Annotated in this window: 14 protein-coding genes and 2 tRNA genes; 10 read left to right on the forward strand and 6 right to left on the reverse strand. The window is 36.6% G+C overall.

From position 1 onward, the window contains the following. The first annotated feature begins 9 nt into the window (after positions 1-9). The 5 genes from ABYT26_RS04135 (at position 10) to ABYT26_RS04155 (ending at position 3,986) form a co-directional block, all read left to right on the forward strand. Positions 10-882 carry a DUF350 domain-containing protein gene (locus ABYT26_RS04135; RefSeq protein WP_372751634.1) on the forward strand — a complete coding sequence of 291 codons (873 nt, stop codon included), beginning with the start codon at positions 10-12 and terminating at the stop codon, positions 880-882. Between the two features lie 110 nt (positions 883-992). Continuing rightward, positions 993-2,534, forward strand: a complete 1,542-nt coding sequence (locus ABYT26_RS04140) for a polyamine aminopropyltransferase (RefSeq protein ID WP_372751635.1) — start codon at positions 993-995, stop codon at positions 2,532-2,534. Between the two features lie 65 nt (positions 2,535-2,599). Beyond that, positions 2,600-2,950 carry an S-adenosylmethionine decarboxylase family protein gene (locus tag ABYT26_RS04145; RefSeq protein ID WP_372751636.1) on the forward strand — a complete coding sequence of 117 codons (351 nt, stop codon included), beginning with the start codon at positions 2,600-2,602 and terminating at the stop codon, positions 2,948-2,950. Between the two features lie 9 nt (positions 2,951-2,959). Then, positions 2,960-3,304 (forward strand): potassium channel family protein, encoded by a 345-nt coding sequence (locus ABYT26_RS04150; protein ID WP_372751637.1) that lies wholly within the window; start codon positions 2,960-2,962, stop codon positions 3,302-3,304. Continuing rightward, on the forward strand, positions 3,285-3,986 hold the full coding sequence (locus ABYT26_RS04155) for a TrkA family potassium uptake protein (RefSeq protein ID WP_372751638.1): 702 nt from the start codon (positions 3,285-3,287) through the stop codon (positions 3,984-3,986). Before ABYT26_RS04150 ends, ABYT26_RS04155 begins: the two co-directional genes overlap by 20 nt. Positions 3,987-3,993: 7 nt before the next feature. Here the strand turns inward: ABYT26_RS04155 and rnhA are convergent, their stop codons facing one another. From rnhA to ABYT26_RS04185, 6 genes are all read right to left on the reverse strand, one after another. Then, positions 3,994-4,452, reverse strand: a complete 459-nt coding sequence (gene rnhA / locus ABYT26_RS04160) for a ribonuclease HI (RefSeq protein ID WP_372751639.1) — start codon at positions 4,450-4,452, stop codon at positions 3,994-3,996. Between the two features lie 131 nt (positions 4,453-4,583). After that, positions 4,584-6,761 carry a S46 family peptidase gene (locus ABYT26_RS04165; RefSeq protein ID WP_372751640.1) on the reverse strand — a complete coding sequence of 726 codons (2,178 nt, stop codon included), beginning with the start codon at positions 6,759-6,761 and terminating at the stop codon, positions 4,584-4,586. Between the two features lie 263 nt (positions 6,762-7,024). Then, positions 7,025-7,630, reverse strand: a complete 606-nt coding sequence (locus ABYT26_RS04170) for a ribonuclease HII (RefSeq protein WP_372751641.1) — start codon at positions 7,628-7,630, stop codon at positions 7,025-7,027. A 63-nt stretch (positions 7,631-7,693) separates the two neighbouring features. Then, complete coding sequence (locus ABYT26_RS04175) at positions 7,694-8,776, reverse strand: hypothetical protein (protein WP_372751642.1); 1,083 nt, start codon at positions 8,774-8,776, stop codon at positions 7,694-7,696. Positions 8,777-8,794: 18 nt separating this feature from the next. Continuing rightward, positions 8,795-9,472, reverse strand: coding sequence for a DUF4956 domain-containing protein (locus ABYT26_RS04180; RefSeq protein WP_372751643.1), 678 nt, complete (start codon positions 9,470-9,472; stop codon positions 8,795-8,797). 11 nt (positions 9,473-9,483) lie between these two features. Next, on the reverse strand, positions 9,484-10,632 hold the full coding sequence (locus ABYT26_RS04185; RefSeq protein ID WP_372751644.1) for a metallophosphoesterase: 1,149 nt from the start codon (positions 10,630-10,632) through the stop codon (positions 9,484-9,486). 131 nt (positions 10,633-10,763) lie between these two features. Here ABYT26_RS04185 and ABYT26_RS04190 point away from each other — a divergent pair, with 131 nt between their 5' ends. The 5 genes from ABYT26_RS04190 (at position 10,764) to ABYT26_RS04210 (ending at position 13,753) form a co-directional block, all read left to right on the forward strand. Continuing rightward, positions 10,764-11,207: a DUF4268 domain-containing protein gene (locus ABYT26_RS04190; protein WP_372751645.1), complete on the forward strand. Its 444-nt coding sequence runs from the start codon at positions 10,764-10,766 to the stop codon at positions 11,205-11,207. Positions 11,208-11,382: 175 nt separating this feature from the next. Beyond that, positions 11,383-11,454, forward strand: a tRNA-Met gene (locus tag ABYT26_RS04195). Between the two features lie 60 nt (positions 11,455-11,514). Continuing rightward, a tRNA-Met gene (locus ABYT26_RS04200) sits at positions 11,515-11,586 on the forward strand. A 122-nt stretch (positions 11,587-11,708) separates the two neighbouring features. Continuing rightward, positions 11,709-12,581: a M23 family metallopeptidase gene (locus tag ABYT26_RS04205; RefSeq protein ID WP_372751646.1), complete on the forward strand. Its 873-nt coding sequence runs from the start codon at positions 11,709-11,711 to the stop codon at positions 12,579-12,581. 23 nt (positions 12,582-12,604) lie between these two features. Next, positions 12,605-13,753 (forward strand): 1-deoxy-D-xylulose-5-phosphate reductoisomerase, encoded by a 1,149-nt coding sequence (locus ABYT26_RS04210; protein WP_372751647.1) that lies wholly within the window; start codon positions 12,605-12,607, stop codon positions 13,751-13,753. Positions 13,754-13,813: the final 60 nt, after the last annotated feature.

The raw sequence follows: 13,813 nt of genomic DNA on the forward strand, positions 1-13,813 counted from the left end.
TTACTTATTATGATGTCATTATCAGAAATTTCATTTATTATTTATGATGCAGTGGCTTATATTGCTGTTGCTTTTGCTATTTTCCTAGTAGGAAAATTTGTTTACCAATTGCTTCATCCCTCTTTTAAAGTAAAAGAAGAGTTGGTGAAAAAGGACAATCTTGCCTTTGCCATAGCGCATGTTGGCTACTATGTTGGACTTCTGCTTTCAATAGGAAGTGCAATAGTGGGTCCATCGAATGGTTTACTTACCGACCTGATTGATATTGCTGTGTATGGTTTATTGGCCATTGTGCTTTTAAATATTTCCATATTCATGTCGGATTACTTTCTATTGAGAAGATTTTCTATCCGAAAGGAAATTATCGAGGATCAGAATGTGGGAACTGGTGTGGTCGAAGGTGCCGTTTCGGTAGCTTCTGGTTTAATTATTTTTGGCGCTGTATCGGGCGAGAGTGGTGGCCTTTTGTTTGGAATTCTTACGGCTGTTGTTTTCTGGGCTTTTGGTCAGATTGCCTTACTTGTTACCACACGTGTTTACAATTGGATAACTCCTTATAATTTGCACGAACACATCGAAAAAGATAATGTAGCTGTTGGTGTTGGTTTTGCAGGTGCCATTATTGCCATTGGGAACTTAATTCGATTTGGATTGGCTGGCGATTTTAACGGTTGGATCCCTACTTTTAGCGAAGCTGGGTTCGAGCTTGTTGTAGGAATTATTCTATTGCCAGTGATGCGATTGATTACCGATAAAATTTTGCTTCCGGGCGAACGCTTAACCGATGAAATTATCAATCAGGAAAAACCCAATGTGGGTGCTGCCTTGGTTGAAGCTTTTGCTTATATAGGTGGTTCGGTGCTTATAACCTGGTGCCTTTAATGTTAGAAATTATAAATGTTGAATTATGAATTAAAGAGAGTGAGTTGGATCATGCTATTTTGTGTATTCCCATTCATAGTTAATAATTCGTAATTCATAATTATTTGAATGTGTTCAAAAATAAATCAAGCCTACTAAAAGCTGCCATTTTTGCTACCGGATTTTCTGGTGTTGTGGCGGAATATATTTTATCGACCTTAGCACAGTATTTTCTTGGTAATTCGGTCATTCATTGGGTAATGATTATTTCGCTCATGCTTTTTTCTATGGGTTTGGGAAGTCGTATCACCAAAAAATTCGAAACAAATTTACTCAGGCGATTTTTACTTACCGAGTTTGCCTTATCCATAATCGTTTCATTTGCAGCTTTGCTGGTGTATACGGCTTCTGCTTATACGCAAGCATTGGGAATTCTCATCTATTTTTTGGCTATTTGCATTGGCTTGTTAATTGGAATGGAAATTCCTTTGGTGATCCGTATTAACGATGATTACGAGAAATTGAGGTTCAATATCTCGAATATCTTAGAGAACGACTACTATGGAAGTTTGTTGGGTGGTGTGTTTTTTGCTTTTATAGGGTTGCCAGTTTTTGGACTTATTTATACGCCTTTTATTCTTGGCTTCGTGAACTTTTCGGTTTCGGTTGTGGTTCTACTATTTTTGTGGAATTTACTCAAATCGGGTGATAGAACGTTATTGTTGAGCATTGCTAGTTTTATTTTAGTGCTGTTAACGGTTGGTATATTTTTTACCGATCCTATTATCCGATATGGAGAGCAACAAAAGTATGCCGATAAGGTTGTATATGCCGAGCAAACGAAATATCAACGCATTGTTATTACGCAGTGGAAAAACGATTATTGGCTTTATTTAAATGGAAACGAACAATTGTGTACTCGTGATGAGATCATGTATCATGAGCCATTGGTGCATCCTGCAATGAGTTTGCATCCCAATCCAACCAATATTTTAGTTTTAGGTGGTGGTGATGGTTGCGCTGTTCGTGAGATTTTGAAATATCAGAAGGTAAAAAAGGTCACTTTGGTGGATCTAGATCCTGCCATGACTCATTTGGGGCAAACACATCCGATTCTTACTCAGCAGAATGAAAATTCATTGAGTAATCCTAAGGTTGAGGTCTTGAATGAGGATGGATACAAGTACATGCAAGCTACCGATGATTATTACGATGTGATTATTATTGATTTGCCCGATCCGAGAAGCATAGAGTTGGGACGTTTGTATTCTCATGAGTTTTACAAAACCTGTTATCGTCATCTTCGTCCGGGAGGAGTGATTGTTACTCAGGCAGGAAGTCCTTATTTTGCAACTCAGGCGTTTACTTGTATTTTAGAGACGATGAAAAGCGCCGGTTTCGAGGTGGTTCCTATGCACAATCAGGTGATTACTCTTGGCGAATGGGGTTGGAGTTTGGGTGTGAAAAAGAATTCGGAAAGCAATGTGAAAGAACATTTGCAACAGCTGGAATTCGAAGTGCCTACCCAATGGATTAACAAGGAAGCAATGAGTTTGATTACGTCGTTTGGTAAGGATTTTTACCCCTGGGAAAAAGATAGTGTAGCTGTTAATAGAATTCACGATCCTGTTTTGTACAAGTATTATTTAAAAGGAAATTGGGATCTTTACTAAAATAGGTTTAGCCTTCTAGAGTACTAATATTTAAACCGATTCATAATTATCAAAATTAATGTCCAATGGAGGAGAAAGCAAAAATAGTAGCAGCAAAAATTCACAATCTTCGCTTTTGGGTTTCCGATTGTGATCCGGAAACTTTACAAAATAGGTTTCGGAAATATTTGACTCAGGTTGGCTTTGTGATTCTGAATTTTACCGATCATCATTTTCCTGAGGTTGGATACACCGCTTTCTGGATGCTAGCCGAATCGCATTTGGCCATTCATACTTTTCCTGAAGAAGGATGGTCTTATATCGAGTTGAGTAGTTGTAATAAGCAAAAAGCTGAAAAATTTTATGCTTTACTAAAGGAGAGTGATTTAAAGGTGAATTGGAATGGACATGGAATTGAAATTTGTTTGCCTGATTAATTAAATTGTATGAAAAAGAAACTCCTCTTTCTACTGGCTGTATTTGTCTATGTAATTGCTATTTTGGGCATCCGGCATTTTGAAAGTCAATCGCCCGATGCTAATATTAAAAGCATTGCTGATGCATTTTGGTATGCCATTGTAACACTTACAACGGTTGGCTATGGCGATTTTTATCCGGTAACATCTGTGGGGAAAATCATAGGTTTACTTGTTATAATAGGTAGTTTAGGAATATTAGGATTTTTAATTGGAGAGGTAACAGTTAGATTTAATCAGTATATGGAAAAGAAAAAAAAGTGGGTTTTGGGGAACCGATTTCGAAAATCATTACGTGATAATCGGTTGGAATGAATTTGGTCAGAAAGTAGCTAGTCAAATTGTGCTTGCGGGTCAGCGTGTGGCTTTTGTTACCAATTCAAAGACCGATTTGGAGCTGATTACAGATCTTTACTCTTCGAAAAAGGCATTTACTCTTTTTGCCGATTATTCCAATATTGAGGCTTACGAAAAAGTGAATATAGAACAAGCCAAGCGTGTGTTTGTTAATTTTGATGACGATTCGGAGACACTTGTGTTTGTGATCAATTTGAAAAAGAAATTCCCCAATGCGAATATTGTAGTCACTTGTATGAATCCAAGTTTGAAAGAGACTTTTTTGAATGCAGGAACCGATCATGTGGTTGCCCAAAACGAAGTGGCTTCAAAATTGGTGGCTTCCTATCTTTTCGAACCTCACGTGGCAGCTTACACCGAAGATTTAATTACTACTAGTGTTGCTGATGGAGATTCTGACATCAAACAATACCGAATTACCAAAGAGTGCGAGTTTTCGGGAGAGGAATACATGACTGCCTTTATGAAGTTGAAATTCGATTTTAACGCTATTTTAATTGGAATGGTAAAGGATGGAAAAGTGTTGAAAAATCCTGATAAAGAGACTGTTTTAGAGCCTAAGGATTACCTTATTTTAATCGCAAATGAACAAAGTAAAATGAAGCTGGAGAATTTTTTTGGTGTGAAGGAAGGCGAATAATTATTGCTTATTCGGGATTGTAGCCTACATCATCGGGTAGGTTGGGTTCTTGCGAAGCCATTACGGCTAGCTGATCGGCGCGTTCGTTGCCAGGAATATTAGCGTGACCTTTTACCCACACAAATTTTACCTTGTGCTTCTTATAAACTTCTAAAAATCGCATCCACAAATCGGCATTCTTTTTTCCTTTAAAACGTTTTTGCACCCAGCCAAAAACCCATTTTTTTTCCACGGCATCTACCACATATTTCGAATCGGAGTAAATGGTGACTTCGCAATTGGGAGTTTTTAGAGCTTCCAAACCAGCAATAACGGCCATTAATTCCATTCTGTTGTTGGTGGTTCGTTTAAATCCCTGATTCAAATCTTTACGATGTTTTCCTGAAATAAGAACAGTTCCATAACCGCCCGGACCTGGATTTCCGCTTGCAGCTCCATCAGTATACATGATTATTTTTGTCGCCATACTCTTGTTTTGTGGTTTTCCATTCAAAAGTAATCATTTTTACTTTTAGCCATGCTTTTTTGCACCTGGCATAAAAAAAGGATGCACGAATTTTCGTACATCCTTCCATCTTAGTTTTTATAATGAAGCGTTTACTTCACAATAGTCATTTCATCAATTAAATTTTTAGCTCCAGCAAATTTGTCAATAATGAAAAGTGTGTAACGAATATCCAAATTGATACATCTTTGTAGGTTTTCTTCAAAATCAATATCGCCAGACATGGCTTCGGAATTACCATCGAAAGCAGTTCCTATTAGTTCTCCGTTTCCATTGATAACAGGAGAGCCCGAATTACCTCCGGTGATGTCGCTATTGGTTAGGAAACAAACAGGAAGTTGACCATTAGCATTGGCATATCGGCCAAAGTCTTTTTTCTTGTATAGCTCTTTTAATTTTCCTGGAACAATAAATTCAGGGTTGGTAGGATCTTCTTTTTCCATTACTCCTTTTAAAGTGGTGTAGTGCTTGTAGTAAACACCATCTTTAGGAATGTATCCACCCACGTTTCCGTAGGTTAAGCGAAGAGAAGAATTGGCATCTGGAGCTAAATTTATCTTTTTGTTGATTTGCATTAAACCATCCACAAACAGACGTTTTCCTTTTTGCATTTCTTCGGCCCCTTTCGATAGTTCAGTGCTTACTTCCTTATATTTGTCTATGATTGAATTTCCAATTTTAAAAGCGATATCATTTTCAATAGTCTCCAATTTTGGAGCCTCTAAGAATTGGTTAAAACTTTCTGATGAAGCAAATATAGATTGAGAATAAACGTCTGCAGCTAACTTGTCGAAGTCGTTTTTGTACGTTTCTTTGAACATTTTGAATATTTCGGGCTGCTGATCAGTTGCGATTTTGTTTGCATACATTTTGTAAAGACCAGCCATTAGTTTTTGGTCGGTTGGTGCGTTGTAATCTTTGTAAAATTTTTCTGCAGACTTACGCAAGGCTTCAACTTCTACTCGAATCGCAGCAGTATCTTGTGTTTCAGCTGCTAGCAAATTTTTCAAACTACTTAGTCGTATGGCAGCAATTGGCATTTCGGCACCGCTTAGTAGGGCTTCTCGAAGGTACGAACTTGCATTCATTGCGCTTTTACGTTCCGAATAAGCTTTGCTAATCAGCTCGAGAGCTTGGCCATATTTCGCTTTTCTTTTTGATTTTTTAGCAGCCCATTGCAAATATTCTTTTTCAATTTCTTTTTTGTGGCCCATGGTATTCAACTTGGTAAGAGCCTTGTTTTGTTCAAAAGAATATTTCCAATAGTTGGCACTTTGGGCATGTTTTGCTGCATATTGAATGCGAACTTTAGGATCTTTAAGCATATCTTTTTTCATGATATCCAACTTTAAACTACGAATATCATAACGGTTTTGGTTGGTGATTTTCATGGTTTCTTCCAAACCAAATGAAGTCAAATAACGATCGGTTGTTCCAGGAAATCCCATGATCATCGCAAAGTCAGTTTCTTCTACTCCTTTAATCGAAACAGCTAGGTGATGTTTCGGTTTCAATGGAAGGTTTTCAGCTGAGTAAGAGGCAGGTTTCCCATCAGGACCTGTGTAAATACGAAACATAGAGAAATCGGCTGTATGACGAGGCCACATCCAGTTATCGGTATCGCCACCAAATTTTCCCATTGATTGAGGTGGAGCTCCTACCAAGCGAACATCTTTGTAGATGGTATATAGAAAAAGGAAGTACTGATTTCCTTCAAACATACTTTTTACACTGGCTTTGTACTCAGTTCCTTCTTCAGCTTTCTTTTCCAGTTCAACAGCAACTTTTTCGATGGCTTTGTAGCGTTCCTCTTCAGTCATTTCATCATTTACCTGAGAAAGAATTTGTTTTGATACATCTTCCATTCGAACCAAAATACTTGCAGTAATGTCCGGATTGGTTAGCTCTTCGTTTTTATTGTAAGCCCAAAAACCATCCGATAGGTAATCGTGTTCGGTGGTTGAATGAGATTGTAAAGCACCAAATCCACAGTGGTGATTGGTCAAAAATAAGCCTTCACCAGAAATAATTTCACCGGTGCAAAAATGACGAAAAGGTCTTCCTTCGGTTCCCAAACCAACAATGGCATCTTTCAAGCTGCTGTTGTTGATGCTGTAAATATCATCGGCAGATAATTTTAAACCTTTAGTCTGCATTTCTGCAATATTCTTATTTAGTAAAGATAAAAGCCACATGCCTTCATCTGCTTTTGCATTGGTGAAGCTAAGCAGAAAACTTAGTCCCAAAATTAATGATGCAAATTTTCTCATTTTAATTGCTTTAAATTTTTAATACAACCAAATTAGTTGATCCAACCAATTGGTAGTTGTTGTGATGTGTATTTTGTGAATAACAAAGTTACAATTAATATGCAATTCTATTTTCTGGATGAAAATAGTAATTGTACTTGTTGTATGTTAAATAGTCCTAAATCAGTATGTTGGCAAATTTCTGAGCATTGTATTTATTAGATGAACGCTTTAATTTTCTCGTTGAATTGATCTTATAATTGCTTGTTAGTGAACTAATTTTGCTAGAATTTTAGTTCGAGCTGATTGGGTAGCAAAGAAAAAGATTTGCGATGAATAGGATTGATTCCGTGTTCCTGAATGGCCAATCGGTGTTTTTTGGTTGGATAACCTTTGTTGTTCTTCCAGTCGTAAAAAGGGAATTTTTCGTCTTGTTGTAGCATGTAATCATCACGATAGGTTTTTGCTAAAACCGAAGCGGCTGCAATGGATAAAAATTTCCCATCACCTTTCACAATACAAGTATGATCGATGTTCGGATAGGCTGTAAATCGGTTGCCATCAACCAGCAAATGTTCAGGTTTGGTTTTGAGTTGCTCAATGGCGCGGTGCATGGCCAAAAACGAAGCATTTAAAATATTAATTTGATCAATCTCCTCATGGCTAACAATTCCAACAGCCCAGGCAATTGCTTGCTTTTCGATGACCTCCCTAAGAAGGTATCTGTTTTTTTCGGAAAGTTTTTTGGAATCGTTGAGTGTTTTGTTGGTGAAGTTTCTGGGTAAAATTACTGCTGCTGCAAAAACAGGACCAGCAAGGCATCCTCGTCCCGCTTCGTCGCAGCCAGCTTCAATGGTATTTTTATTTAAATATGAGGCTAATTTATTCATTTATAATGTTCTTTTATCGCAAAAATAGTATGTGTTCTTATTGAAATAAAATCTGTAATTGATTTATTTTGATTCATGAAGGACAACTCTTGCCCGGTTAATAAATTCCATTTTTACTAGCTTCGGATTGTTGATGGTCTCATAAAATTCATCGAAGTAGTTCAAAACGCGTTCCTTTTCATCATCGTTTAAATAGGTACAATTGGTATATAAATCGTACAGCATCTCTTTTTTCAGTCTGAATTCTATAAAAATGGATTCGAGCTCCTCACTTGTTCGTTTATATCCTCTATAAAGTCGTTCGTGTATGGATTTTATATCTAGTTTTTCATTTGGTGTTGCATATGGGGCATTAACCAGGCTAGCCCAATCGAAATCGTATGGAACGGCTATTAGGCGAGAGTTAGGTGTTTTCGAAATTAGCTTAATGTTGTGTAAGGTAGGAACGCCCCAATCGGTGTTGCCAATCATGTATTGAAAAATGGCTAGTTTAGTTATTTTATTAATGATGGTATAATCCTGATGAACTCTTTTATCGTAACGGGTTATTTTCCCGTTTCTTTCGGCCATTTTTTTATAATTTTCGATGAAGAATGCATACCGAGAGAGTGTGTTTAGGTTATCTTCGCTGTCTTTATAGTTGATTTTTACCAGGCGAACTCGAAAGCTTTCTGGCGTTAAAATATTGTAAGCTTTGTAGATTAAATATTCTTGAATAAGCATCTGCTCGTAATGAGGATTTCGATTCTGACAATGAGTAACTATCTTAAGTTTAGATACATCATGAAAAAGAGAGTAGTTCGAGTCTGATTTGCTGAATTTTATATGCAAAGGAGGAAAAGAACAGATGCTTCTATCTTTTCTGAAGTTTCCTCTGGTTTTTAGACGCACAAGCATCGATACAATCGAATCTCCCAGGCGGTAAGATAATCTTCCTGTGTGGTATTTGTTTTTTCTGCCTACATCTTTAATTAGTGTTTTTAAGTCTGTTGTAATTGATATTTCGATGAGCGTATCTGATTCAAACAATTGTGGTGCTTGATAGAGGGAATCAATAGGTTCCAATTGGTGAGCATGTAATTCTCCCTTACCTCCTAACAAAAATAGGATGATGATGAAAGTGCAGCAGTGAAGTAGTTTTCTCATAGAAAGATAATTAATGAGTTAGGAGCTTCTTTCAGTCAATTCAGCATCGGTTAATATATTTGATGTTGCTCCTTCCTTATAGAAAATAATCAGTTTCACAGTCCCTTTTGCTAAGTCAATTTGTCCAATGTTAAATTTTATGACTTCCATTCCGATTCTTCTTTGAACATTTTCAACTAACTCTTTGTGCTTGTTTGGATGAATTAAGTCGAGGCGGTCAAAAACAATGGTTCTTCTTGCCATGTGGCGTTTCATCCAAACTCGTTCCATTATCCAGGTGGTAGACATCAGGGCAATATTGGTAAATGCAATTTCACTTATACTAACCTCTCCTCGGGTTAATGCATTCATTACTGATATGGTTATAACAAGAAATAAATAGGTCATTTCCCGAATAGGAATAGTGTCGGTTCTGTATCTGATGATGCCAAAAATGGCAAACAATCCAAGGGCAAAGCCCAATTGTAACTCGATACTTCCAAGCAAAAAACATAGAAAAAACACGGTGGTACTAATCATGATGTACGTAAATACATAGGATCGTTTTCCCGTCGCTTTAAAATAGACGTAATTAATGACAAATATGGTGACTAGCATATTAATCGCGAAACGAATCATTAACTCAACAATATTATTCGAGGAATTAAACGATGTGGAGATATCAGGATTTGCTAGCATGTTAGTAAAAAATTCCATGGTGTCTAGTTTTATTGTAATCGAACTTTCTCTTTGTGTGCAAATATCCGATAATATTTCTGATTTTCGATGAGTAAGCCCTGATCGATAAAGTGTGGATCACCAATAGGAACATCCATTCCAATTAATTTGAAGGAATAAAAAGGATAAACACGAGGGACAGGAGTGTGACCAAAAATTATCACATCCGATTGATAAAACTCGAGCGTTTTAAGTACATCCTGTAGTGAGATTCGATCGTATTTGAGCGTGCGGGATAAATAGCCACGATACCATAAAGGACTGTAGGAATACAGAAACAAATCAACCATTGTTGTGTCTTTTAGTTCTGTATAATTATCTATATAGTAACGCATTTCTGAGTTCACTTTATCGATTTTTAATTTCTGTTCCAAAAATTCAGGAGAGATGCCTCCATGTACAAACAATTGTCTGCCGATTCGCACCAATGTATTTTTAGATCGTAGCCATTTTCCTAAAACCGATTTTTTATCGAAAAAATGGGAATAATGGTACTGAACGTGATGAGCTGCATGTTGGTATTTATCCGTTACATACCTATCGTCGAATAGCAAGGCCATCATTTCGTGGTTTCCCAAAAGGTAATGAACTTTGCCTCCTTGCTTTTTGGCCTGAATCTCCAATCTAAAAATAAACCAAAGACACTCGGTTACCTGATTGCCTCTATCGAATACATCTCCTGTAAATACAAGTTGCCCATTGCCATAAATCCATTGGTTGTTTTCATCAATTACTTTATTGAATCGTAGGATAGAAAGTAAGGCTTCATATTCTCCATGGATGTCTCCTAATATTATTATCTTATCATTAGATACATTTTCGCCATGTTCAGGTTTTATTTTGTGAGGAATTACATATTGCAAGCTGTCATTCCCAGCAAATCCTACGAATTTAATAGTATCTCTTTTGAAACGAAAAGTTTTACTTATTTTTTTTGTGATGTTTTTGGAGCTGTCGTGTACTACATAAAAAGCTTCCACTTTTGAGCCTGAAATATATTTGAGATGCGGTCCTTCAACATAACTCGAAACAAGTAAGGAATCTACATGGGTAGAGTCCTGTCTGAAAGCTGCTTGCGACTCGGTGCAGGCGAGCAATATCAGGAGGATTGTATGGATGTAGAATTTTTTTATTTGCATGAATTTCCTTCTTGTTATTTAGAGTGTTTAAAGATAAGGTTAATTTTCTTCTTAATTAAATTCAAATTCACATTAAGCAAGTTCAATATCTAGGCTAAGATTCCGTATTTTTGTAAAAAAAGAAGAGACAAATGTATACGAAAGAAGAATCGAAAGCAACAAAAGTCCAATTCTGGGATGGTTTTAAAAGATACTCAAAAGGGAAAGGAAGAAAAATGACTTCTTGGGTTTTGCGAGGAACCCAAATTAAGGAAGTTCAACTAAAATTTGACTTGAATGAGAGGGGAGCTTTTGTAATTCTTCAGATTGACAGTAAGTTAGATTCTAAAAGGCATTCTGTTTTTGAACGATTTGAGAAGTACAAACCAGTGATTCAAGATAGCTGTGGAAGCGATTTAAAGTGGGAGAAAGATTACTTTATCAAAGGATTTAAAGAGGTAGGAATGATTTACTTTCATTTGGCAGGAGCTTCGATTTACAATAAAGAGGAATGGAATGATTACTATGAATTTTTATTTTCTAAGATGTCAATCTTAGAAGAAGCGTTTCTTGAAGTAAAGGATGTGGTGTCTTAAGTTTTTATATTACTTTTTTTCAATCCTGTATCTATGTGATAAACAGAGTTTACATTCGTCTTTAATTCAGTAACGGCAAGGGTTTCTTTAATTTTTATTGCAATAATTTTGTTTTCGAACAAAAGCCTCCTATCTTTGCAACCGCAAAACGAAAGATATTTGTCTTAAGATATATTGCGGGGTGGAGCAGTGGTAGCTCGTTGGGCTCATAACCCAAAGGTCGTCAGTTCGAGTCTGGCCCCCGCTACTAAGAATTAGGTTTAGGCCTAAAAAGACATAGAAAGACGGTGTCTATCGGAAAATATATTGCGGGATGGAGCAGTGGTAGCTCGTTGGGCTCATAACCCAAAGGTCGTCAGTTCGAGTCTGGCTCCCGCTACTAGTAAAAGGGCTTTGGAGAAATCCAAAGCCCTTTTTTTATGCCCTATTTTTAGCTTCCGAGAAGCAAACATTTTACGCTAATTCTTTTACCTTTGCGTAAATATTTTAGATCCTTTCATTATGAGTCGTTTAAAAGAGAAAAAACCTTTACTTGAGAAATTAAAAAACAAATACAGGTTAACTATTTCCAATGAAGGTACTTTTGATGAAGTATTGTCGATTCGATTATCACGTTTAAATGTATTTACTGTAACTGGACTATTTTCCATTGTCCTAATTGCTTTTGTTACTCTATTGATTGCATTTACACCTTTGCGTGAATATATTCCTGGTTATCCCGATGGAGAAATGAGAAAGAATATTGAAGAAAATGCAATTTTAGTCGATTCGCTGATCGTTGAATTGGATAAAAGAGATCGTTTTTTTCAAGGAATTCGTAATGTGGTGGCCGGAAACGACTTTGAGAATGTGATGGTTAATGAATCGGATTCTATCGTTGATCCTAGATATAAGGATTTGGATTTTACTATTTCCGCAGAGGATTCCATTTTTCGAAAAGAGCATGAGGAGGATGAAAAATACAATTTATCTTTTGGTGGTGTATCGAAAGCCGCAGGTTTAGCTAATATGCATTTTTTTCCACCTATAAATGGAATGATATCAAATCATTATAATGGAAAAATTGAACATTATGGAATTGATGTGGTTGGTGGTTTAAATGAACGAATTTCATCCATATCAGATGGTACAGTTGTGTTTTCGGAATGGACGTTGAACACAGGTTATGTAATTCAAATTCAGCATTCAAATAATTTAATTTCTATTTACAAACACAATTCTGAACTATTAAAGAAAACGGGAGAACATGTAAAAGCAGGCGAAGTAATTGCTTTGCTGGGCAACTCTGGCGAATTAACATCTGGCCCGCATCTTCATTTTGAATTGTGGTACAATGGGAAGGCTTTAAATCCAGAGGATTATATTAAATTCTAAAACAAATAAAACTCTATTTATTGATGAGTAAACATATTGCCATTTTGGGATCTACGGGTTCCATTGGAACTCAAACACTAGAAGTGGTGGAAGCAAATCCTGATGAATTTATTGTGGATGTGCTAACCGCTAATAATAATATTGATTTATTAATTCAGCAAGCTAAAAAATTTCATCCTGATGTTGTTGTTATTGCTTGTGAAGAGAAATACGGGGAGCTTTCTGAGGCTCTTAAAAATGAACCCATAAAAGTATATGCAGGAGCAGATGCGATTGCGCAGGTTGTGCAAATGGAATCCATCGATGTGGTGGTAACAGCTATGGTTGGATATTCAGGACTTCTGCCTACCATAAAAGCTATAGAGGCGAAAAAGAACATCGCATTGGCGAATAAGGAAACTTTGGTTGTTGCTGGCGAAATTATTCAGAAATTAGCTTTGGAAAATGGTGTGAATATTTATCCTGTTGATTCTGAGCACTCGGCAATTTTTCAATGTCTGTCGGGAGAGTTCGATAACTCGATTGAAAAAATTTATTTAACCGCTTCGGGTGGTCCTTTTCGAGGAAAGAATAAGAAATTTTTGGAAAATGTAACTGCTAAACAAGCTTTGAAGCATCCGAATTGGGACATGGGCGCAAAAATTACTATCGATTCGGCGAGCATGATGAATAAAGGATTTGAGGTGATTGAAGCCAAATGGTTATTCGATTTAAAAGCATCGCAAATTGATGTAATCGTGCACCCGGAATCCATTGTTCATTCCATTGTACAATTCGAAGATGGGTCGATGAAGGCACAAATGGGATTGCCGGATATGAAATTGCCTATTCAGTTTGCTCTTACTTACCCTAAAAGAATAAAATCAAATTTTCCCCGTTTTAATTTTCTCGATTATCCGAATTTAAGTTTCGAGTCGGCAGATTCACAGAATTTTAAAAATCTTGATTTGGCCTATCAAGCAATGGCTAAAGGTGGAAATTTACCATGCATTGTGAATGCGGCTAACGAAATTGTAGTGGAAGCTTTTTTGAAAGATGAGCTTGGATTTTTACGTATGAGCGACATTATTGAAAGCTGCATGGATAGAACCGGATTTATAAAGAACCCAAGCTACGAGGATTATGTAGTTACCGATCAGGAAGCCCGAAAAGTGGCTCTATCTATGTTGTAAAAAATACCTATCTTGGCCTTTCTAAATTTTGCTGAGTTTATTGATTTAGCAAGCATTTTA

Source organism: Labilibaculum sp. (assembly GCF_041595635.1).
GTDB lineage: Bacteria > Bacteroidota > Bacteroidia > Bacteroidales > Marinifilaceae > Labilibaculum.